General features: G+C 46.8%; 16 protein-coding genes. 11 read left to right on the plus strand and 5 right to left on the minus strand.

Annotation, left to right across the window (positions count from 1 at the left end; genetic code table 11):
* Nucleotides 1-834: 834 nt before the first annotated feature.
* Entirely contained in the window at nt 835-5,388 is a 4,554-nt protein-coding gene (locus L5M29_RS18690) for a biotin carboxylase N-terminal domain-containing protein (protein ID WP_113941555.1), read from the minus strand.
* Nucleotides 5,389-5,509: 121 nt separating this feature from the next.
* Here L5M29_RS18690 and L5M29_RS18695 point away from each other — a divergent pair, with 121 nt between their 5' ends.
* Nucleotides 5,510-6,421: a LysR family transcriptional regulator gene (locus L5M29_RS18695; RefSeq protein WP_105251501.1), complete on the plus strand. Its 912-nt coding sequence runs from the start codon at nt 5,510-5,512 to the stop codon at nt 6,419-6,421.
* Nucleotides 6,422-6,585: 164 nt separating this feature from the next.
* Here L5M29_RS18695 and blaOXA read toward each other — a convergent pair whose 3' ends face one another.
* Nucleotides 6,586-7,410, minus strand: coding sequence for a class D beta-lactamase (gene blaOXA, locus L5M29_RS18700; RefSeq protein WP_263169409.1), 825 nt, complete (start codon nt 7,408-7,410; stop codon nt 6,586-6,588).
* A gap of 331 nt (nt 7,411-7,741) precedes the next feature.
* Between blaOXA and L5M29_RS18705 the strand changes: the two genes are divergently transcribed.
* From L5M29_RS18705 to L5M29_RS18750, 10 genes are all read left to right on the plus strand, one after another.
* Entirely contained in the window at nt 7,742-8,896 is a 1,155-nt protein-coding gene (locus tag L5M29_RS18705) for a hypothetical protein (protein ID WP_263169410.1), read from the plus strand.
* Between the two features lie 158 nt (nt 8,897-9,054).
* Nucleotides 9,055-9,714 (plus strand): SprT family zinc-dependent metalloprotease, encoded by a 660-nt coding sequence (locus tag L5M29_RS18710; RefSeq protein ID WP_219252128.1) that lies wholly within the window; start codon nt 9,055-9,057, stop codon nt 9,712-9,714.
* A 129-nt stretch (nt 9,715-9,843) separates the two neighbouring features.
* Nucleotides 9,844-10,620 (plus strand): endonuclease EndA, encoded by a 777-nt coding sequence (gene endA, locus L5M29_RS18715; protein WP_411569047.1) that lies wholly within the window; start codon nt 9,844-9,846, stop codon nt 10,618-10,620.
* Between the two features lie 8 nt (nt 10,621-10,628).
* Complete coding sequence (gene rsmE / locus L5M29_RS18720; RefSeq protein WP_173246769.1) at nt 10,629-11,360, plus strand: 16S rRNA (uracil(1498)-N(3))-methyltransferase; 732 nt, start codon at nt 10,629-10,631, stop codon at nt 11,358-11,360.
* A 93-nt stretch (nt 11,361-11,453) separates the two neighbouring features.
* The gene (gene gshB, locus L5M29_RS18725) at nt 11,454-12,407 is read left to right on the plus strand and encodes a glutathione synthase (RefSeq protein ID WP_168826802.1); all 954 of its coding nucleotides are present in this window, start codon (nt 11,454-11,456) and stop codon (nt 12,405-12,407) included.
* Nucleotides 12,408-12,481: 74 nt separating this feature from the next.
* Nucleotides 12,482-13,804: an alkaline phosphatase gene (locus tag L5M29_RS18730; RefSeq protein ID WP_263146797.1), complete on the plus strand. Its 1,323-nt coding sequence runs from the start codon at nt 12,482-12,484 to the stop codon at nt 13,802-13,804.
* Nucleotides 13,805-13,988: 184 nt separating this feature from the next.
* Nucleotides 13,989-15,032, plus strand: a complete 1,044-nt coding sequence (locus L5M29_RS18735) for a methyltransferase (protein ID WP_263146794.1) — start codon at nt 13,989-13,991, stop codon at nt 15,030-15,032.
* A 479-nt stretch (nt 15,033-15,511) separates the two neighbouring features.
* Nucleotides 15,512-17,200 (plus strand): DUF342 domain-containing protein, encoded by a 1,689-nt coding sequence (locus L5M29_RS18740; protein ID WP_198573564.1) that lies wholly within the window; start codon nt 15,512-15,514, stop codon nt 17,198-17,200.
* Between the two features lie 233 nt (nt 17,201-17,433).
* Nucleotides 17,434-17,811, plus strand: coding sequence for a DUF4144 domain-containing protein (locus L5M29_RS18745; RefSeq protein WP_263169411.1), 378 nt, complete (start codon nt 17,434-17,436; stop codon nt 17,809-17,811).
* A gap of 231 nt (nt 17,812-18,042) precedes the next feature.
* Complete coding sequence (locus L5M29_RS18750; protein ID WP_173913176.1) at nt 18,043-19,185, plus strand: site-2 protease family protein; 1,143 nt, start codon at nt 18,043-18,045, stop codon at nt 19,183-19,185.
* A 133-nt stretch (nt 19,186-19,318) separates the two neighbouring features.
* Here L5M29_RS18750 and L5M29_RS18755 read toward each other — a convergent pair whose 3' ends face one another.
* The 3 genes from L5M29_RS18755 to L5M29_RS18765 are packed head-to-tail and all read right to left on the minus strand — an operon-like array spanning nt 19,319 to nt 24,043.
* A complete protein-coding gene (locus tag L5M29_RS18755; protein ID WP_263169412.1) occupies nt 19,319-20,782 on the minus strand; it encodes an efflux transporter outer membrane subunit in 1,464 nt (487 codons plus the stop codon).
* A gap of 7 nt (nt 20,783-20,789) precedes the next feature.
* Nucleotides 20,790-22,808: a MacB family efflux pump subunit gene (locus L5M29_RS18760; protein WP_263169413.1), complete on the minus strand. Its 2,019-nt coding sequence runs from the start codon at nt 22,806-22,808 to the stop codon at nt 20,790-20,792.
* Nucleotides 22,809-22,810: 2 nt separating this feature from the next.
* A complete protein-coding gene (locus L5M29_RS18765) occupies nt 22,811-24,043 on the minus strand; it encodes an efflux RND transporter periplasmic adaptor subunit (RefSeq protein ID WP_263169414.1) in 1,233 nt (410 codons plus the stop codon).
* Nucleotides 24,044-24,175 lie beyond the last annotated feature (132 nt).

Below are 24,175 nucleotides of genomic sequence, written 5' to 3' on the forward strand. Positions count from 1 at the left end.
ATTTAAATTTTTGACTGCCAACCCGAAGACCCGAAGGTTAAGCAGTTTCGATTAACTCAACACCTGTGAGTGTCCACACAGATTTCTTGTTTTATCTTGTTAAAGAGCAACTCAACCTCATAAGAGAAGGTGAGTACCACACTGAGCGTCGAACGCTTCCAGTTGGCTAGGGCTGCGTATTCTACGCATTTCCCGTTTCGCGTCAAGGAGTTTTTACAAACTTTCTCAACACTCATCAATTAGTAAACTCATCGATGAACTGTCACATCAGGCTGCTTAACGCTGTCTGCCGTGTCAGTGGATGCGCATTATAGGCAGTGAAACTTTTTGTGCAACCCCTATTTTCAGGAAATTTGCAGTTAATTCTAATTATCTAATCTAGCCACACCATACCCACCACTTACCCCCAAACTTATCCACACCCTGCTCGTTTTAGACTCAGTTTCAACTTAAAATGAGATTTGATGAGCCTCTATTACTACGAATAAAGCATGGAGATTCCGTTAATTCTCGAGGCCAGAGGTGGGCTCTTGATGCTACTTGTTCTGATAAATGGGCGAACGACAGATTAAAGAAACTCTTTGCCGACTTAATCAGAAATACAGGTCGTATTGCACAAAGCTGAGATTGGCCACTTGTTAGTTATGAGCTTATCTATTAAAGCTAAGTTGATTTGTCAAAGACGTCATGCACATTAAGAGTGGCATGTTCGCTTACCTATATTTAGTGACAGATAATTTAGTGGCAATAATTTAGAAGCAATAATTTAGAAGCAAAAAAATACCCGCCAATGACGGGTATTTTCTTATTCAGCTATGGCGTTAAACGCTGAGCTTATTCTTCAACAGGCGAGACCACGAACAGTAAATCGCCTTGAGACACTTGCTGACCATTGCTGTTCAGGATGCGCTCTATACGATACTTCTTATCTTCAGGGTACAGAATCGCACTCTGACGGTTAAAGCCGGCTAAGGTCACTTGCGAGAACATCTTCATCGCTTCTGTTAGTGCTAGCGTTTGATCGACCGTGACTATGTCACCTTCTTTCACGAAGTCCGCTTCACCCGGTGCAGAAGAGGTATAGAAGATACCTGCGCCTTGGGCTAACACTTTCAGTTCGTTACTTTCGCCAACACGCAGTGACTCAGTGTCCACTTCCACAGTTTCAGCGGCAGCTTCCATTTCTGCGATCAACGCAGGAATATCGAGCTCAGCCATTAAGCGTGGCAGATAGTTAGTGTCGTAAACACCTTCGTTGAAGGTACCATCTTTCAAGATCAGCTTGAGTAACGGAATGTTAGTCGCGATGCCTTTCAGCACTACACTGTCTAAGTATTCGTACAGTTTGGCAATCACATCTTCACGGTTTTCACCGCGCATGATGATTTGCGCAATCAAGCTATCGTAGTATGGCGATACTTCTTTACCTGGCGCAGCAATCGAAATGATTTCCACATCTGGATGATCTGGGAACACACACTCAGTGATCTTGCCAGGATTTGGAATAAGCTGCAGTATGCCATGGCTATCGAGCGCCGCTTTCTCAGCCGTCACACGTACTTCCATCGCATAACCAATTTCTTTCGGTTCTAACGCTGCAATTGAACGGCCAGCGGCAATATCAAACTGCGCACTAACGATATCAATACCTGAAGTCGCTTCCGTGACAGGATGCTCAACCTGCAGACGCGTGTTCATCTCCATAAAGTAGACTTCGTTTGCATCTAAGTTATAGATGAACTCAACGGTACCTGCGCCCATGTAATCGGTCGCGTCGCCTAAGGCACGGGTATAAGCCAGCACTTGCCGCTTCAGCTCATCCGGCAGCATAGTTGAGCCAGATTCTTCGACCACTTTTTGGTTGTTACGTTGAACCGAACAGTCACGCAAACCTAATACTTTCGCGTTGCCGAACTTATCACGCAGCAACTGCACTTCGATGTGACGTAGTGATGTCACATACTTCTCTAAGTACAAGTCACCATTACCGAAGGCGGCGGCCGCTTCAGTTGCGGTTTTTTGGAATAAACCAATCATGTCTTCAGGACGTTTTACAACCTGAATACCTTTACCGCCACCACCTTGTACCGCTTTAAGCAGTACTGGATAGCCGATTTCGCTCGCCACGTTTACGGCTTGTTCAGCATTGGTCAGAATACCGTGCGAACCAGGAACAACAGGTACGTTTTGCGCTTGCGATGTCTTAATTGCGTTCGACTTGTTACCCATAGTCGTCATTGAATGCACGCTAGGACCGACGAAGTTAACACCGTTATTCACACACAATGCAGCAAACTGCGGGCTTTCTGAGAGGAAACCAATACCAGGATGCAATGCATCAACCTGTTCATATTCGGCCACTTTCAGCACTGAGTATGCGTTCAAGTAACTTTCGTCCGATGTGTTACCACCAAGACAAACTAACTTGTCGGTTTCTTTGAGCATGTCCGCGGGCACTGATGTCATATCAGGATCAGACGCCACTAATACCACATTGATATTATTGTCATGCGCCTTACGAATAAGTTTTACAGCTGTACAACCACGAGCGTGAACCAATACTTTGTTAATTGGCTTCATTAACTTACGTGGATCGTTCTGCACGATCACTTCTTCTTCAACAGTAGCTTCAACCACTAAGGTCGACAGTGCATTGATGATCACATCGTTAATTTTTGCCGAAGGCATTGGCATCAGAGGATCGATACCTGCTAACTGAGAGTCTAAATTGTCGCTGAATGGGTTATGGACTAAGCCCGCCATTGCGCCAGGTACTTTTGACAAGTAGTTAGACAGCGTTGCCGTTGATGGTAAGTAAGCTGGCACCACCATTTGACCTGCGAATGGCATGTTAGTACCAGACAGATAGTAAGTTTGCACCAATGGGTGAGTCACAAAACTCGCCTGCGCACCACCGGTACAGTCACCAAAACCAAACATCAGTACTGGCAATTCGTTATCACGAATAAAGCGCGTGATACGATCGTTCACCACAGCCATAGAGAATAGCGCCGCGGCGCCTTCTTTAGTCTGCATACCGCCTGAACTGATAAAGCACACAACGGGTAATTTACGCTTAGCACACTCGATTAATAGTGCAGAGAATTTCTCAGCACTGGCCATATCGAATGCACCCGCTTGGAATGCGGTGTTAGACACTGCCACACCCACACGCACTTTTTGACCTTTTTCTTTAAAGTCAGCAATACCTGTGATCAAACCACATGGGCGAATACCTTTATCTAATGCGTCTTCAATCGATAAACGGAAGCCTGGGAAGTTGAGCAAGTTAGCCGACATTTTGTCGCCGTTGATCTCTTCGAAATGGGTAAAGAACTGCTTCACCACATTTTCCCAAGTCATGTTGCCTTTACGTTTTTCGTCACGCAGCACTTTTTGGATCAATAGATCTTGATAACCCATGGTCAAGCGGTTCCAGAAGTCCTTACGACGACCGATACGCACAGGGTTGATCGCGCCAGTGTACTTGCTGGTATCGCTTTCACTATCGAAATACTCAGGCAGTAAACGCTCGAAGAAGTAAGTCAGTACCACGAATAGACTGTCGTTAAGTTGTGGGAAACCCACACTCTTCCACTGCTCTACTCGCACCAGCAAATCGGCGCGGTTCGATTGACCCATAAAATACTTGAGCCACTTATAGAACTTAGCTTTGTCGTTCGAGGTATCTTGCGTCGACAATGCATGGTCAATTGACTTATGCAACAGGTTGTTCACTGAGTTACGTGACAAACTCTTCGACATCATGGCTTCTTTAGCGATTGAGGCTAAGCTGCCCACAACGTTGTCATACAAGGCATTGAAGATCAGAATGTTATGGCATTGCCAAATAAAGTCTTCACGCAGTTCTTCATTTACCACCACGTCTAGCACAGTCAGCTGATTAAGCTCAGGCCATTTAGCTTGAGTCACAGACTTTGGCAAATTTTCTAAGTGCTGAATCAGCCCTTTAAAGTTGTTAGCCGCATTGCTCTTCCAGCGATGATACAAAGACCAGCTGATGTTAAATAACAGCGCCTTACGTGCTTTTTTATAGTTCTCTTTTGGCTCACCCAAAATCAAACGTGTCAGCATGTTACGCTCGGTAGAGACTTCGTCACGTTTAGCGACAAAGTTAGTCCACAATTTATTCAAATCTTCGTCATAAACTAGCTTGTCAGGGTTAGACAACCAAGCTTGGAACACACGGTCTTGTTCCTGTTGAATACGTGCCAACAGATCACCTTCTGGCACGCTAGCACGTGACAGACGACCATATTGCTCTTGAGAAATAGAATGGATACGGCTACGTAGCGTTAAATAACGCAAATAGCGATAGGCGCTACCGAACAAGTTATGGTGACTGGTCGGGCTCGTTGCCACAGCTAATTCTGCGTTCAGTTCCAAAGCCATCAAGTTTTTAGATGGATTAAGGAAACGAGTTAAACTGCGATCATAATGCTCACGTAAATCTTTAGATTCACGCACAAAATTCATCGCTGCACGCTCAACCGCTTCTACGCTGCTAATAATAGCGCGGCGCAGATTGTGCTGACGCTCGTCACGATCGCCCGGTGAAAAGTCGATGATACCGTCGATACAACCTGAGGTATAAAGCTCTTCTGGTGATACACCGACAGATTTCGCACATTCTTGCCAAGATAAGTTGTACTTACGGGCAATACTTTGCAGACCTTGTGGCTGGATCGTGTTGAAAATACCGTCACGCAACGACAACAGAATGTTCGCAGCCGCTAATGGAATTGCGCCACCAGAATAACCAGCACCAATTACGATACCGACTGTCGGTACGTCAACGTTGGCACTTTCTGCGATAGCTTTAGAAATTGAATGCGCTTGGTTTTGGCTGTTAGCGATTTCGCCAGCATCCGCCCCTGGGGTATCAATTAAATAGATAATCGGCATAGACAATTCGGCGAAATGACGAATTGCTTTACAAGCGGCGTAATGATGCTCAGGCATCCAAGCACCGTTAGCGGTAGTGCGTTCTTGGGCAATAAAGCCAATACGACGAGTGCGTGAACCAAAGTTCAGCTCGACCTCAGCACTGTAAAAAGAGCCCAAGTGAGTTTCCGTAATCAAACGACCTTTAAGATCGGCAATAATACGTTTTGCACCAGGACGACCTTTATCTTGGGTCGGCTGGATCACTTTAGCAACGTAACCGTCGACATCTAAAGATGCCAAGTCTTTTAAGTTTGCTTGAATAGCATCCTCATTTAAAAGACCTTTAATTTCTTCCGATAAACTCTGTTTACTGTGCTTAGGAAACAGAGAAAAATCTTTTGCCAAATGCTCGGCCTGTAAAAAAAGCGGATCGGGCGTTTGGGCTTGAGTCATGTGTTTGGGCTGATTATTGCTGGTCATCAAAAGATCCTCTGCTTAGCCTCTGAAAATTTTTAGCCAATAAATATAACTTTGTTATCCCGTCAAATGCCATTAAACTGCATAGGACGCTTTGTTCCAAATATGAGACAGTGGGAATAACATGCCAGATTTAAACGGTATGATGCTATTTGCAGCCGTAGTTAGAGCGAAGGGATTCTCCCAAGCTGCACGTGAAACCGGCCACCCAAAATCCACCATAAGTCGCAAAATCGCGCAGCTAGAAGAACAACTTGGCGTGCGATTACTACAGCGCGACACCCGTAATTTGAGTTTGACCCAAATCGGGGCACTCTTTTATCAGCACTGTGATTCGATTCGCAATGAGGTAGAAGCGGCCAAGGCAGTTATCGAGAATACTCACGATGATGTGTCAGGATCATTACGCATTGCAATCCCAGTGTCATTTAGCCAAGAACTTATCGCTAACCTCTGTAGCGGATTCATGCGTTTATATCCCAATGTTGAATTGGATGTCCAGTTTACCGACAACGATATTGGTTTAGTCGGTGAAGGATATGACATAGCCATCAAATATGGCCCACTTCAATCGTCGGACTTAGTCGCAAGATTACTGTTTGAACGCCAGCCAATTTTAGTGGCAAGCCCTGCATACTTAAAACTCAAAGGCACACCCGCGACTCCAAAGGAACTCAGCCTGCACAGTGGGATTTTATTGGGGACTTCTCGCTCAGCACCAATTTGGCCACTGGGTAAAGGTTCACGTAAAACCATGGCGAACTTTCAGCGTAAAGTGAGGGTCAACAGCCCGATAATGGTGAAGCAATTAGCCATAGATGATTTTGGCATCGCCATGTTATCCAATTCAGCCTGTAAGACCGAACTTGCTAATGGACAGCTAGTACCGATTTTACAGGAATGGCCGATTGAACCTTTTAAGGTTTACGGGGTTTATTCGAGCCGACGCCAACTGGCCACCAACATCAGTGTCTTCTTAGACTTCTTTGTAAAACGCTTCAGCAGCCAAGAAAGCCTGCAATCCCTAATGGGTTAACGTTTCCCGTCGCATCAAAGAAACCTGTTTCAAGAAAGCCCAATAAAAAAGCCTAGATCTGAGTCTAGGCTTTCAGTATCACGATTGATGTCAGCTAAGTAGGCAGCGTCATACGCAATTCTCGCAAGGTTTGGATACGCTATGCTTACGCTACCTAGCATGGGCTAAGGAATAACGCGTTCCCGTTTTAAGATTTCCTTAGTAATGGCTTGACGCAATGGTAAACCTGCGGCGTCGGGAATATCCATATTCATCGCAAAAAACCATACATTATCATCGAGTTCAACCCAACCTACCCACCAGCCAATGCTTGGCTCCGCTCTGACTGCATAACCGGTTTTCGCACGGATAATATAGTCAGAATTCGCTTCAGTCAGCATGGCTTGCTTAACAATACGTAAACTGCGCTCAGAAGCGTGTATCTTGTTGTGATAAAGCTTACGTAGGAAATCGATTTGCTCCGTAGCCGAAATTCGTATGCCACCATCTAACCAAAAGCTATCCAAATTTCCCGAAATATCCTCATTACCATAATCAAACGAGGCGATCATCTTCGACATACGCGCCTCACCAATTTGGCGAGCAAACTCTTGGTAGACAGGCACAACCGAATACTTCATTGCAGTAATAAGGTTATGATCACGATTCCAAGTTGCGATATCTCGACTTTTACCATCCCACTTAAAGACTTGATGCTCATCCTTTACCACGCCAAGCTCTAGCGCGATCAAACTGTTAGGAATTTTAAACGTCGATGCAGGTAAAAAACCTTGATTGGCACGTTTAAGATTATTAGTGAATCCCTGTTGCTTGTTTTCATTCCATAACACCACTACGCCTTTAGTTTGGTGCTGAGTAAAACTAGCATCCCAACTGCGGGTTTCTTGCCACTCCTTAGCTGTAGTAGATGCAAAAGTCGGCGCCACTAAGCTTGACGACACTAAAATAGAGGACATCATCAGCACAGCCGATATGGTGAACAAACGCATAAAATCTCCTTGTAGAAAAACAAACAATCCAATGAACTAAAAAAAGTGATTAAGGCTATCACTTAGGGTTTTGGCAAGCCCTAGCAAACTGCTGACCAATTGTGGCAAAAAAGAGGCAAACTAGACCCTATTGCACTGTTGCAGATGGATTAATGCTAGCGCCATATGATTTGTGATAGAAGATATTGGCATAAGATGACAAAGATCACTGAGCTTAACTTTATTACCCTCAGCTTGTAGTGCATACTTTTTGGCATAAGAGACTATCCGCACGAAAAAAATAACCATTATTTCCAATGAATAACGTCTAATCACTACAGGGAAGCCAAACATGTTGAAGCCAGTGTTAACACTCATCCTCACCACCAGCTTAATGACTACAGCCAGTGCCGTGCAGTTATTTGGTGATGTTGAAGTTTCCCGCCTACCAGCAGCCGAAAAAACCATAGGCGACGTAGTCACTCGCTATCAAGCACTTGACGATGGTCTGGCTCAACTGAGCTCAAAGAAAAACGAAGTTGACGCCACCCAATTAGCGGCGCGCCAAGGACACAGATTGTGGCAACAAGCTGTCCGCGATGTACAGTCAGGGCATTTTGACGACCGACCTTTATACTGGGCTCGCCTTGCCATGCTTAATAGTCTAGAAACCACCAGCGCCAACTTTAAAATGGCCGATTGGCAACAAGACATATTAATGAGTGCGGTTGAAAAGGCCTCACGGGGTTTTAGCGATATTCAATATGGTGATGATGTCCAAATCAAAATATTTCTCACTGGTTTCGATCCTTTCTTCCTCGACAAAGATATCACCCAGAGTAATCCTTCAGGTTTAGTCGCCCTCGCCTTGGATGGTTTTCGCTTTGATATTAATGGTAAAACGGCGCAAATAGAAGCCGCTATGGTGCCAGTACGTTTTGCAGATTTTGATCAAGGACTTATCGAGTCGCTATTGAGCCCGATTTATCGCGATCCCAAAACCCAATTTGTATTCACCGTTAGCATGGGCCGAACTGATTTTGATATCGAACGTTTCCCAGGGCGAAATCGCAGCGCAGCGGCGCCCGATAACCAAAACGTACTCACTGGCGGCACGAAAACCGCACCCGTTGCCCCAAAGCTTAATGGTAAAGATTTTATCGGCCCCGAATTTGTGGAGTTTTCACTGCCTGTTTCGGCTATGCAAGTCAAAGATGGTCAATGGAAAGTCAATGATAACCATACTGTCACTACCCTTGCCCGCGGTGAATTTAGCGCGACGTCATTAAGCGAACTGCAAAACGAAACCTCAGTCGAAGGTTCTGGCGGCGGTTATCTCTCTAATGAAATCTCCTATCGCGCCATAGTCTTGCAGCAAAAGTTTAATAGCCATGCCAAGGTCGGCCACATTCACACACCAAGAGTCAAAGGCTATGATGCCGATACTGAGCAAGCCATAGTCGAACAAGTACGCACTATGGTGATGCAGGCGGCAGCGAGTTTATAGCCAAGTCACACTGGCTGAAACTGGCCGAAACTGGCATTGTCAAATAGCGTTCGCTATGATGCGAACGCTTCTGATGTGAACGCTTAGGCAGGCTTAATCACCGATAAGTTTTAAGCACTCAATTTTATCTTTAACCGACGAGATCCAACGCTAACCCTATGCTGAAACCCGCTGACTTACTCAATGCCTTACGCCGTCGCAGCAGTGAAGCACTTGCCCCGCTGACAAAATCGACGTACGCAGCCTTGGGCCAAAGCCAAGATAAGTCGCAGGTGATAACGAGTCCACCATTACAAAATCCGGCTCAAGCACATATTTTCACCGGTTCATCACGCCCACTCTCGTCACTACAAATTCAAGTACTAGAGCGAATTGAAGCCTGTTATCAAGAGGCCGAGATATCGCTTAAGCGCACTTTTCCACGCCCAGTCACTCAATTTAGTCTAAGGGGTAAGAGTGCGGGTACGGCTCATCTGCAACAGAATCGCTTGCGATTCAATCCTGTATTGCTACGCGAAAACAGCGAGGCATTTCTGACTGAGGTAGTCCCCCACGAAATTTGTCATTTGCTGTGTTTTCAGCTTTTTGGCAAAACCAAGCCCCACGGTAAAGAATGGCAATCTTTGATGTTAACGGTATTTAAGGTCAATCCGAGTACCACACATAGCTTTAATACCACTTCAGTTACGAGTCGCGATGTTGAGTATCGCTGCGCCTGTGGACCGATTCGACTGAGTATTCGCCGCCATAACAAGGTGCTGCGTGGTGAAAGTCGTTATATTTGTAAACGCTGTAAGACCCATTTAACTGCGATCTAGCGACTTTCAGCAAACAAAACTCCCACCTAAGTACGACTCAATTTGCATAAACAGCGATATTTCCCTTACCATCACGCCATAAAAGACGAGCCAAAGGCTCGCGTAGTGTTTGTTATTTTGGGATAAATTTTGAACATAGCTTCTTTAGCCGTTAATTCACGGCGACTTTTGTTGTGCCTAATCACTTGGGCGGCGACCTTATCTGTGCCCGCAAGTGCCTCAGTGTCACATCCCAGCAGTTTCAGCCAAGCGAAAACCAAGTCACAGGCGTTCTACGCAGGCAGTCGCCAAGGTACTCTGCCCGCAGTCAGCTTTTACTGTGGCTGTGAAATTCAGATCAAAGGCAAATCGTGGAAACCCGATCTCGCCAGCTGTGGTTATCAAGTCCGTAAGCAGGAAACACGCGCCAACCGTATCGAGTGGGAACACATAGTCCCCGCCTGGGAATTTGGCCATCAACTCCAATGCTGGCAAAAGGGCGGCCGTAAAAACTGTGCCGATAACAGTAATGAATTTAATAAAATGGAATCGGACATGCATAATTTGGTACCCGCAATTGGTGAGGTCAATGGCGATCGCAGCAACTTCCGATTTAGCCAATGGAACGGTAAGGCCGACCAATATGGCCAATGTGCTATGGTAGTCGACTTTAAGAATCGTCAAGCACAACCTCCCGCGAATACCCGCGGTAAGATAGCCAGAACCTACCTCTATATGCAGCAGACCTATGGTCTTAAAATCGCCTCAAGCCAATTAAAATTGTTTAAGGCATGGGATAAAACCTATCCAGTTGATACTATTGAGTGCAAACGTGATAACGCCATAGCGCAAACCCAAGGTAACCATAACCCCTTTGTGCAGAATGCCTGTAATACGCCACCACAGCGTCAACAATTAGCCGAATAAGGTCGACAATGAGAGTCCCAAGAATTTATCAACCTCAGCCATTAGCCATCAATCAACAGTTGAACTTAGACGAAGATGGCGCGGCCCATATCGGCAAGGTGCTACGCATGGGCAACGGCGAACATATCAGTCTATTTAATGGCGATGGCAATGATTATCTTGCTGAAATTGTTGACGCAGGTAAGAAGCATGTCACAGTAAAACTGCTCTCCTGTGAGGCCAATTTATCTGAGTCGCCACTCAACTTGCACTTAGGCCAAGTGATTTCCCGTGGCGATAGAATGGAGTTCACCATTCAAAAATCAGTCGAGCTTGGCGTCAATACTATTACGCCGCTGTTTTCAGATCGCTGCGGTGTGAAACTCAACGGCGAACGCCTAGAGAAAAAAATTCAGCAATGGCAGAAGATCGTCGTGAGCGCCTGTGAGCAATCGGGACGCAGCCAAGTGCCCGTGATTCGCCCAGCGATGGACTTACACGATTGGTGCAGTGAGCCGACCTCAGCGCTTAAACTCAATTTGCATCCACGTGCCGCACACGGTATCAATGGCTTAGATTTGGCCCATACCCGCGTGCGACTATTAATTGGCCCAGAAGGCGGTTTGTCGGCGGAAGAAATCGCCATGACAGAAACCTATCAATTTACCGATGTGTTGCTTGGCCCCAGAGTGCTACGCACCGAAACCGCCTCGCTCACCGCCATTACGGCACTGCAACTCAGATTTGGTGATTTAGGCTAGACCGTCCACAGCCGCACACAGCGGTGGTATGGCACCCCATTATCCAATAAATGCTTTTTTGCCTGCAAACGGCGACAAATAAGGAACAGATTAATGATAAAACTCGGCATAGTGATGGACCCCATCAGTGAGATCAACATTAAGAAAGACTCCAGTTTTGCCATGTTAATGGCCGCGCAGGAAAGAGGTTATCAGCTGTTTTATATGGAAATGGCCGATCTTGCCATGGTCAACGGTGTGGCTATGGCCAATATGCGTCCGTTAACTGTTTTCAATGATGCGAGCAAATGGTTTGAACTCGGCGAAGCTACAGACACGCCGATGAGCGAACTCGACGTGATCTTAATGCGTAAGGACCCGCCATTCGATACAGAATTTATCTACGCAACTTACATGCTTGAACGCGCCGAAGAACAAGGCGTGTTGATCGTTAATAAGCCACAAAGCTTACGTGATGCTAACGAGAAACTGTTTACCGCATGGTTTAGCGAATTCACGCCAGAAACGATCGTAACCCGTGATGCCAAACGTATCCGCGCTTTCCACCAAGCGAAGGGCGATATTATTCTTAAGCCACTTGATGGTATGGGCGGCACCTCGATTTTCCGCGTGAAGCAGGACGACCCAAACCTTGGGGTCATCATAGAAACCTTGACCAGCTATGGCCAACAATATGCCATGGCGCAAGCCTTTATCCCTGAGATAACCAAAGGCGATAAACGCATTTTAGTGGTCGATGGTGAGCCTGTGCCCTACGCCTTGGCGCGTATCCCAATGAAAGGCGAAACCCGTGGTAACTTAGCGGCAGGCGGAAGCGGTGTGGCTCAACCTTTATCCGACAGCGATTGGGCAATTGCCCGCGCCATTGGTCCAGAACTTAAAAAGCGTGGACTGATTTTTGTCGGCCTCGATGTCATTGGTGACAAGCTGACTGAGATCAACGTAACCAGTCCAACTTGTATCCGTGAGATCCAAGCAGCATTTGATGTCGACATCACCGGCATGTTAATGGATGCTATTGAAGCACGCATTAACACCAAAGCATAAAAATTTACCAACGAGTTTGTTGATTTAAGGCGCTTTGACATCACAAGCGCCTAGCCACTTTCTAGGGATGTGATATGAGTTTCACCAAAGCGCCATTCTTGTTACTCGGCATAGGTTTATTACTATCGACTCCGACTTGGGCCAACATAGAAACAGGTCCAACGAAAGCACCGTCGCGTCCCAAAAACATTGTCATCATGATAGGTGATGGTATGGGACCGTCTTACACTAGCGCTTACCGTTACTACAAAGATAATCCTGACACAGAGGAAGTCGAACAAACCGTATTCGACCGTTTACTTGTAGGGATGGCGAGCACTTATCCCGCCAGTGTCAGTGGTTATGTTACCGACTCAGCCGCGGCAGCAACAGCGCTCGCCACTGGCGTTAAATCTTACAATGGGGCGATTTCGGTCGATACCCAAAAGCAACCGCTACCGACCATACTCGAAAAAGCCAAATCCCTTGGCCTCAGCACAGGTGTGGCTGTCACATCCCAGATAAACCACGCCACGCCTGCAGCCTTTTTAGCCCACAACGAGAGCCGTAAAAACTACGACGCCTTAGCACTCAGCTATCTAGAAACCAACGCCGATGTATTCTTAGGCGGTGGTCAAAAATACTTTACCCCTGAACTATTAGCACAATTTAAAGCCAAGGGTTATCAACATATTACTCGTTTTGAAGATCTCGCCAGCATCACCCAACCTAAAGTGCTGGGACTGTTTGCCGAAGTCCAATTACCTTGGGCAATTGATGAAAAAGATGCGAAAAAACTCAGCACTTTAACCCAAAAAGCGCTCAGTTTACTGTCGCAGAATGACCAAGGTTTTGTACTGTTAGTCGAAGGAAGCCTCATCGACTGGGCGGGTCACAATAACGACATAGCTACAGCCATGGGTGAAATGGATGAATTCTCCAATGCCATTGAAGTGGTTGAGCAATTCGTGCGTGAACATCCTGATACCCTGATGGTGATCACCGCCGACCATAATACCGGCGGCCTATCGATTGGTGTCGATGGAAAGTACAACTGGAACCCTGAAATCCTACGCAACGTTTCAGCCAGTACCGACACATTAGCCTTAGCCGCCATCAGCGGTGAACAATGGCAGGCCGATCTTGCCCGCGGTTTAGGTTTTGAGCTCAACGAAGAAGAAATCGCAAAATTAACGGTCGCCAGAATGCAGGGATTAGAAACCATCGCGGTTGCAATTCGCCATGTTATTGATAAGCGAACTGATACAGGTTGGACAACCGACGGCCATACAGGCACAGACGTACAAGTGTTTGCCGCAGGTCCCGCATCTGAGCTGTTTAACGGCCATCAAGACAATACTGATATCGCCAATAAGATTTTCAGCTTATTGCCAAAACCGAAGAAACCTAAGAGCTAAGCGTTAATCGATTCCTTTCATTAAAGGCAATCACATAAGGCAACCGCATAATGCAGTTGCCTTTTTTATTGGGTCTTTTTATTAGGGATTTTATTAGGTCTTAGTGCAGTGATTCGATGCAAACTGGCTCGGGCGTGAATAACGGGTATAATGCCCACACTTAAGTTTATAGGTGCCTGTAACTGTGTTAACTAATCCATCGCAAGTCATTATTCGTAATCAAGACAGCCTAAGCCAACATAAGGTGTTAGTGCTCAATCATGAAGCCGATCTACTGCCAAAAGCCCTGCTCGATGTCGCGGCCTCGGTCGATGCCCTCGCCTTGGATTATCACCATTATTTACACTTAGCGCCGCACGCGAATTCAAAACTGCGTTGCTACTTCGGCCATGAACTGCCACATCAAGACCCAATTACACCAGAAAAGTACGATACGGTTATCGTTTATTTCCCCAAGGCTAAACCCCTCGCACCCTATCTGTTTAACCTCGCCGCCAGCCATCTTGTGCCTAACGGCCAGCTATTAGTCGTTGGGGAAAACAAAGGCGGCATTAAGTCTTTAGTTAAACTCTTGCCTGAGTATTTTGCGACGGGGATGAAGCTCGATAATGCCCGCCACTGCCTACTGTTTGGTAGCCATTTAGAGGGCAGCGCCCCGGCAATGAAACTTAGCGACTGGGTCAGTCAGTATCAACTCACAACGCCGCAAGGCGAGATCAGTATCTGTAATTTAGTCGGGGTATTTAGCGAAAAACGGTTAGATCTCGGCACTGAATTATTATTGTCACACCTACCAACACTCTCGGGTCGAGTGCTCGATTTTGGTTGCGGCGCAGGCGTGATCACCGCAGCCCTACTAAAAGCACAACCGAGCCTATCCCTAGAATGTGTTGATATTAATGCCATGGCGTTAGCTTCTTGCGAACTCACCCTGGCGGCCAATGGCATGACAGCCAAAGTGTATCCATCCGATGGGCTCGCGCAAACCACAGGAAAATTTAACGGCATTATCTCTAATCCGCCGTTTCATGATGGCCTCGCCAGCACCACCAGCATAGCGCAGAACTTTGTCACCGATAGTGCTAAGCAATTACAACATAATGGTATTTGGCAAATAGTAGCCAATCGCCACCTGCCCTATTCCGATATTATCGCCGCCGAATTTGGCCAATTGAAAGTGGTTGCCGATAACAACAAGTACAAGTTGTATTACTTCCAGCACAAATAGATGTTTGATTAATAACGCGCAGATGCTTTCGCTGAAGCGCGTTATTGGCAACCCAGCCACTCACTCTTATCCCAATCCCTGTTTGTTTTTAGATAAAACCTCCCTTTCATCGTGTTACAAAATTCAATATTGTGATCTGCCGCATGCCAGCGATTCTGACAATTCCTCACTTATAATCACTCAACAGCCGTTCCTAACATAGGGATTCGATTTAAAACATCAAAATAATGGTTAAACCTAAAATCAATATAAGTTGTGGTTTATTCAGTAATTTTTGTTATAAAACCAGAGATAACACTGATTATAAGACTCAATTTTTTATAAAAAACTATTTTAAAATTCACTCATAGACCATTAACAACAAAATGACAACATTTGCTGATTTTGCAGCCAAAAAGGCTTCTTTACCCTAAGTTTCTACTGTTATACTCAAAACAGCTTCTTAACAAGAATAAAACGCAATTACTAGGAATGCCCCTATGCTGGACCCTGAACTCATAGAGCTAAACAGCGATAAGACAAAAGCTGAATTGCGCCTGATCCCGAATGTCCATGGTCCAGTCACCCATGAAGACATAATGCGCCTGTTATCTTTACCTGAATTCGCCGCCCTGTTTCCGCTAGAACCAGCCATTACTAAAACCGTCGCTAAAATCAACTCTCTTTGTAATCAAGACGATGGAAAATTTGAGCTCTATACTACTTTGGCCGAACGTCGCGATGGCAGCATAGCTATCGAGATTAGTCCCGATAAAATGCAAGCCAGTCTTAAACTTACCGCAGCATGGGGTGGTAAACAGATAGATTTGCCAGAGATCCTCACTCATCTCAAAAAAAACAACGTCTGCATGGGGCTAAGCAAACTCAAAATTCAAGCTCTACTAAAGCAACTCAGCACACTCAAGCCAGGGGAAATCTGCCAAAGTGAAATAGCCCAAGGCAAAGCCCCTGTTAATGGACTCAATGCGGTACTAGAACGCAAAGTATTCCTTGCGCGGGAGCGCTTGCTTCAGCCACAAGAGCGCGAAGATGGCAGTGTCGATATGCGCAATTTAGGCGCAATGATCGTTGTTAAAGCCAATGATCTCTTGATGGTTAAACATTTAGCCACCGAAGGCACTCCGGGCTACAACATCAAGGGCGAAGTCCTTAAACAAAAACCAGGTAAGGATGCCGTGCTTCAAGCGGGTACTGGCACAGCTTTTCATCCCAAAGATCCCAATAAACTGATCGCCACAGTGCCGGGGCAACCCGTCGAAACCCGTACAGGTATGAATGTCGATGATGTACTGCAACTTAAAGACGTCGACATCAGTACAGGCCATGTCACCTTCAAGGGCAGTATTTTAATTACAGGTGATGTCCACGAGGGCATGATAGTTAAAAGCTCAGGCGATATTACCGTGATGGGGTTTGTGGACTCCGCCACCCTTGAAGCAGAAGGCGATGTCACTGTGAGTAAAGGCATCATTGGCCGCCAGATTAAAGCCAATGAATACTCTACCAATATCTATTCTCAAGGGCAGATCAGCGCCCAATTTGTGCAATATTCTCAATTAGTTGCCAAAGGTAATATCTTAGTAACTAAACAGTTGCTGCACAGTAATACCAAAACCGCCGGCAGTTTAACGGTCAGCGATCCTAGCGGTCGTCGTGGCGATCTGGTTGGTGGAGTCGCACACGCTGAAAAAGGCATCACGGCGGTTGTCATAGGTGCAACGGCAGGGACTAAAACTGACGTTTACTGCGCAATGGGACAGGCTGAACTCAAGCAAGATCTCAAGCTACTCGATGAGAGCGTTAAAGCTATGGTCGTCGCCAGTTTAGATATCGAGGCTCGCCTCAATAAATTGCCCCCCAAGTCAGAATGGCAAGCTGACGCGGTTATGATTGAGCAAATCAAGATGATGCTTGATGAAAAGAATCGCATCATGGACGAACGTACCCGTGAAGAGCTTGAATTCGATACCTTTAAACAAGAAGTCGAAGGCTACTACGAAAAATACCGTATCGAAGTGCTTAAACACGTATTCCTTAACGTTGAGCTGCATATAGGTCCAGCAAATCACCGTACGGCACGTGAACACGGCACTTGTTGTATTGCCAATGTTAATCAAGAGATTAACTTTGACTATAACGCCAAGGCAAAAGCTGCACCGAGCACATAAGGTTCACTAGGGTTCTTAACGCCAGTGCTGAGGCGGCTTTCACTCAGCAGCCAAACCTCTGAACTCGTTCTGGCCTCTATCTATCTTCTCCAAGCGTGGCATACTGCTCACAGATAAACGCACGCAGCAGTATGCCAAGCCACCTTCTTGCTAAATCCTAATCCTTGTCTACTGCCGCCGATTGATCTCAGAGAATACCTCAGAGCCCATTTTAAACTTCCTAAGGATCTGAAATGACTAGCGTTAAGATGTCGAGTATTGAATGGCCAGCGATTGTAAAACTGACTCAAAATGACGAATTACTTTACCTAGAACATCAAAGAGATTGGCTCGAACTGGTCTGTCTCTATCAGCATCACTTCATCGAAACCGATCAATTATTAGACTCCAAAGGGCAGCGATACCTTATCAGTGCCTGTCCACAAAAAATCCATGAAGATCCTGTTGGCGAATTACCTCGATTACTGCGCCAAAAACAGGATTTGCCACTCAATGAATTTATCAAATGGGTTCAAAATCATGCCCAAGCACTAGGACAATGTTGTGTCGCTAAACTGGCTTTCACGACAATTGCCCAAGGAATCGAAATTGTTCGTACCCTCGATGAATAAACAGCAAACACATGATAAGCCATAATAAATGGCTATCAATGACTCAGTTAATCAATAAAAAACAATATGACCTTAAAAGCTAATATCCTCATAATCAATTCACAGGCATAATTTGCCGCGGTGCAACAGCGCTAAGCCAGACAGTATAGCGCTTAAGATGCACTCCAAAATAACCGTTTTCTGCGTCGACTCAAGGGATGACGTTTAAGTTGGCACTAAATATACAAATAGATGGAACCGAAATTGGAACTACTTAAGATTGACTGCTTAGGCAAACAACTGCGCTTAGAAGGCTCGCTCGCGGGCTGGCAACAACTCTACTGGGACAACACCTTAGTCTCACAAAAAGAAGCTTCCGTCGATAATGGCGGCCTCAAAGTCCATGTCTTTGAGCTCACCCACCACAGCAGCCCATTGGTGACAGAAAGTGGTGAGCAAGCCATCGCCATGACAGAAGCTAAAATCCAAGTTCGCCTCGAAACCGATCTCGTTTGGCAGCCTTTCCGCCTCGATTACTGCTTGCTGATGGATGACAAGATTATCGACCAAGGGCGACGGACAGAGAAAGATATCGAACGCCAAACACCAGAAACGCCCATCGTTAAGCAGCAAAAAATCAGCATGATAGGACTCGCCTCCCTCGGCTTTAAGCTGTTAAAAAGCGCTAAAGTCATAAAGGTAGTGTTAGCGGGCGCCAGTGTTGCCGCTTACTCTTGGCTATTCTCCTTCCAATTCGCCCTCGCACTTATCGCCTGTTTGGTATTTCACGAATATGGCCATATTCGCGCAATGAAATATTTTGGGATGAAGACCAAAGGGATTTACCTTATTCCCTTTATGGGCGGACTCGCGCTCTCCGATGAGAAAATTAATACACGTTGGCAAGATGTGGTGATTTCTATCATGGGACCGACCTTTGGGCTCTTGATGTCCATCGCTTCCTTGATTGCTTACCACGCAACGGGCAATGTGTTTTTTGCTGGCCTTGCCGCCTTTAATGCGCTGCTTAACCTATTTAATTTATTGCCTATTTTGCCACTCGATGGCGGCCATATTTTAAAGAGCATTAGTTTTTCGATGAACAGCATCATGGGGCTGGTCGCCTGCGCCGCCGGTGCCGCTTTCGGAGTGTATATCAGCTACACCTTAGGCTTAGCGCTATTGGGCTTCTTACTGTTGATCGGCAGCTTAGAAATCATTTTCGAATGGCGCACTCGCCATCAAAGCCACCTGCTGCCGTTAGACAGATACGGGCAAATCTTCTCGGTTATTTGGTACTTGCTTACGGTTGGCGCCTTAGTCGGCATCATCTGGCACTTAGCCGGAACCGGCGATGATATGCTCAGTCTGCCGCTGCAAATATTACGCAGCTAATTCTGCTTAACGGCTAAACGCAGCGCAAAGGCACTAGTGCGAGTGCTTACACTTGCATTTGCCCAACAAAAAACCGCTATTAATAGCGGTTTTTTATTTTTCTGTCGCGCTGTGATGCTTTTACAAAAATGCGCTATTCCTTTGCCAAAGGCGGAGCGATATCGCTGCCGCCAAGGGCTTGATAAAGCGTCGCTTGGGCGGTGAGTTGGTTATAGCGATTCTCGAGTAAAGCCGCCTCGGCGCTGCGACGATTCTCTTGGGCATCAATCCAATTCTGAATACCGATAGCGCCATTGCGGTACTGGCTCTCATAAATGGCTTCAACGGCCGCCGCTGCGCTAAATTGCTGTGCCAACTTCTCCCCTTGATAACGATATTGCTGCTTAGCCGAAATCGCGTTATCGACATCCTCAAAGGCGGAATAAAGCGTCTTGCGATAATTCACCACTGCAGTTTGATAATCGATATCGGCAATGTCGTTATTGATTTGCATTTGATTCCACTGCAAAAAGGGCAAGACTAGCCCTGCGCCTAAACTGCCAACGGGATTACGTAACAACTCTTTTAACTCAGAGGTCGACTCCCCAACACCGCCGGTTAAACTCAGGCTTGGAAAATAACTCGCATAGGTCGCATCTTTACTCGCCAAGGCGGAGCGCAGTTGATACAAGGAGGCCTTCACATCTGGGCGTCTCACTAATAAATCTGCGGGTACACCCACGCTAACGTCCGGCACTGCTACGTCGGGGAGTTGCTTAATCTCAACCCAAGTTCCCCCTGAAGCTAAACTCTGCGCAGGAACAGCAGCTGGCGCCTGATTGAGTAATATCGCGAGGGCATTTTTAGCCACAGTTAATTGCTGAATAAGCTGGCTATGGGCCGCCTCTTGTCCCGCCATACTGCGCTGAGCTTCAAGCACATTCACTTGCGTCACGGCCCCAGAATCATACTGCCTTTGGGTTAATGCCAGCGTTTGCTGACTGTACTCGATACTCTTTTGGCTTAAATCAATCCGTTGATTTAAATAACCTATCTGCCAATACAAGGATGCGGTGGTCGCCACTAGGCTTTGGGTGGTACTTTCTCTATCTTCGGCGCTCGCCAGCGCAGCCCATTGAGCTTGGTCGATATTGGCCGACACTTTGCCCCACAAGTCCACCTCATAACTGACAGACAATTTTGCTTGATAACTCTTAGTCGCATCGCCACCCTCCAGTGGCTGATTACGGGAAGCGTCAAGGTTTGCCGATAACTGTGGGTATAGATCATCCCGCGTTAGCCCTGCCTGCAAGCGTGCTTTACGCAGCGTTAAGGTCGCTAGGGTTAAGTCATTGTTAGTGCTCAACACTTGACTGACCAGCTTATCGAGCTCAGGCTGATGAAACTGCTGCCACCAAGGGTCGACTTTTACTTGCTCATTCACTGTGGTGTTTTGCCACTGTTCGGGAATAGCCAGTGCGGGTGGTTCAAAGTCTGAACGCATAGCACTGCCACAACCACTCAACAGGGCTATGCACAGAGCTGGTCCCAAAGCCGTGCAAACAGCAATAGCACAGCTACGAGGCGAAAATGGTCGATTAAATAGTCTAGTATTCATGGTGTTATTACTCTCTGGCTAGTGCATCAACGGGATCTAACTGCGCCGCATTGCGGGCGGGTAAGAAACCAAATAGCACACCAATTAAGGTCGAGCAGGCAAAGGCGGCAACGATGGAGGTGGTGGAATAAATCATTTGGAAACTGCCTCCCGTTTGAGCAAACACCACGCCAATTAAGTAGGACAAGGCGATGCCTAAGGTGCCACCACACAAACACACTAAAATGGCTTCGATAAGGAACTGGCGCAAAATATCACTCTGGCGCGCCCCCACCGCCATACGAACACCGATTTCACGGGTTCGCTCAGTCACAGACACTAACATAATGTTCATCACCCCAATTCCGCCAACGACAAGGGAAATCACTGCGATAGCCGAGATCAGTAAGGTCATGGTCGCAGTGGTTTTTTCAATGTTCTGCCTAATGGTATCGGTATTAATGGTGAAGAAATCTTGCGTGCCGTGGCGCATTTTAAGCAGCGCGATAATGCCCTGCTCCGCCGCGTTACTCGGCACAGTTTCATCGAGTCGAACGGTAATACCATCCAAATAGTTTTTACCCACCATACGGCCAGAAACTGTGGTGTAAGGCACCCACACATTAAGCGCATCGCTGTTACCAAAAGCACTTTCTTTGGGTTGAGTCACACCTATGATACGTACGGGTAAATCTCCAAGGAAAATCACTTGCCCTATCGCCGAGTTATTGTCGGCAGCGCTGTTAGGAAAAAGCTCCTTACGGGTGTTGTCATCAATCACCGCATCTTGGGCGAGCGATGCGACACTGGCATCATCCCAAAATTGGCCCTGCGCTAACTCGTACCCTCTTACACGGAAAAACTCAGGCCCCACACCATTCACCGATGCCGATACCGCTTTATTACCAAAACGAACCGTTGCAGTAGAGCCAATGCTTGGCGTCACGCTATCAACATAGGGTAAATTTTTAAGAGCATTTGCGTCCGTTGCGGTTAAGGTGCGTACCCGCGCCGAGCGTCTATCGCCAAAACCAGAACCGGGGCGAATATCAATCGTGTTAGTCCCCATCGAACTGATACTTTTGAGAATGGCCTGCTGCGAGCCTTCACCTAAGGCCACCACAGAAACCACTGAGGCGATACCGATAATAATCCCGAGCATAGTCAAGAAGGTACGTAACCTGTGGGTCGACATCGCCACCAGCGCCATTTTAAGCGCTTCGACATATCTGTCCCACGAAGCCACCCGCGCACGAGAGCCGTCTTTTGCTGCCACTGCACCGCTAGGCTTTTGTGGCGCCATATTTTGTAACGTTGAGCTTTGCAACATCGAGCTTTGTGGCTTAGCCGTCTGTTTATCCTGACTGCGCTCATCGCTGATAATCACACCGTCTTTGATTTCAATAATGCGGTCAGCATATTGGGCCACGTGCATATCATGGGTCACGATAATGATGGTATGACCGTCGCTGTGAAGCTCCTGCAACAACTGCATCATTTCTTCGCCGCTGTGACTATCCAACGCACCCGTCGGCTCATCGGCAAGGATCACATCGCCGCCATTCATCAAAGCACGTGCCACACTGACCCGCTGCTGTTGTCCGCCACTGAGCTGATTGGGTTTATGGTCAAGCCTGTCGCCAAGGCCTAAACGCGTTAACAAATGCTCGGCCCTGTCTTTACGAACCGTGCGTTCTTTACCCGCATACACAGCAGGTACTTCGACGTTGCCTATGGCGGTCAAATCACCCAGTAAATGATAACGCTGAAAGATAAAACCAAAGTGCTCGCGGCGCAGCTGCGCTAACTCATCAACGTCCATAGTCGAGGTATCTTGGCCGTTAATAAAATACGCGCCCTTTGACGGCTTATCTAAACAACCAAGAATGTTCATTAGGGTCGATTTACCCGAGCCAGAAGCACCTACTATCGCCACCATCTCGCCACGGCCAATCGACAAGTTCACATCTTTCAGCACAGTGAGTTGCTGCTCAGCCGCCTGAAAAGTGCGATAACAACCTGAAATTTCAAGTAATGCCGTTGTCACTGTTAAAACCTCACGCTAGGTGGGCGACGTAATTTACTGTTGCCATCATCGGAAGACGGCATGCCAAGAACAACCTGATCGCCTTCCTTCAAACCCGCGGTGATTTCAGCATTGATTTTGTTGTTAATCCCCACAGTGACATCCACATATTGCACTTGGTTATCAACTAACACAGGCACTTGATATTGCGGGCCGCTGCGGGCTTTACGCTCGACAGACTTAGCCTCTGGCACCGCGGATTTCTCCCTCGGCTTTATACGCAATATCTGCGCAGGCACTAATAGCGCATCATCGGCCTTAGCTAACACTATGGACACCTGCGCCGTCATGCCGATACGCAAGGTGCGGTCAGGGTTTTCTACATCAAACAGACCATGGTAATAAATAGCGTCTGAGTCGCTAGAGCTCATATTGCTATCGTCGCCATCCATCGAAATCGGCCCAGGCTCAATCGCCCTCAAAACGCCACGGTAGGGATGATTCGGTTTTCCAAGGACAGTGAAATACACGGCTTGACCCGGATGGACATTGACAACATCGGCTTCGGAAATCTGCGCTTTAACTGTCATGGTATCCAGCTGCGCCATTTCAACTATGGTCGGTGTCGTTTGATTGGCGTTAACGGTTTGCCCCACTTCCACCGCGGAATACACCACAGTGCCATCCATCGGCGCGGTAATTTTGGTATAACCTAAATCAATTCTGGCACTGTCGACATTAATTTCAGCCTGTTGTTTTTGCGCTTCTAATTGCTCAAGCTCGGCTTGATAAACCGTTAGATTAGCATCGGCCACTTCATAATCGGCGCGGGAACTGGCCTTATCAGCAAGCATTTGCTGCTGGCGGCTAAATTCCAACTTAGCTTGGCGGATCTGCGCCTGTTTAGCACGGAACTGAGCATTGATACTCTTGAGTGATGCGAGGGCATCCTTCAAATTATTCTGCTGCGCTAAGCTATCAATCTGAGCAATCAAATCGCCTTTCTTTACTTCATCACCCAGTGCCAGCGGCAAACTTAAGATTTGCCCCGATACCTGTGCGCCCACACTCACCAGTTTGGATGCCTGCAACATGCCATTGGCAAGTACTGAGTTTTCGATATCGCCACGGCGCACCGCTTCAGTTACATAGGTAGGTGCCGTTTCAGGCTTATGCCACATAAAATAAGCACCGCCACTAAGGAGTATTAAGCCGCTTAACGCGAGCAGCAATTTACGCTTTGAGGATTTTTTCATCGGTATTGTCGTGTCCATCAATGCTAAAGACAGCAAGCATTCATCTTGCTAAGGAACTGAAATTGTTCCAACAGTATATAGAGTTAGCCAAAGACAGTAGACGAAGGAAGTGTCGTTAACAGGTAAAGATTT

It is taken from the genome of Shewanella sp. SM95 (genome assembly GCF_025653595.1).
GTDB lineage: Bacteria > Pseudomonadota > Gammaproteobacteria > Enterobacterales > Shewanellaceae > Shewanella > Shewanella oncorhynchi.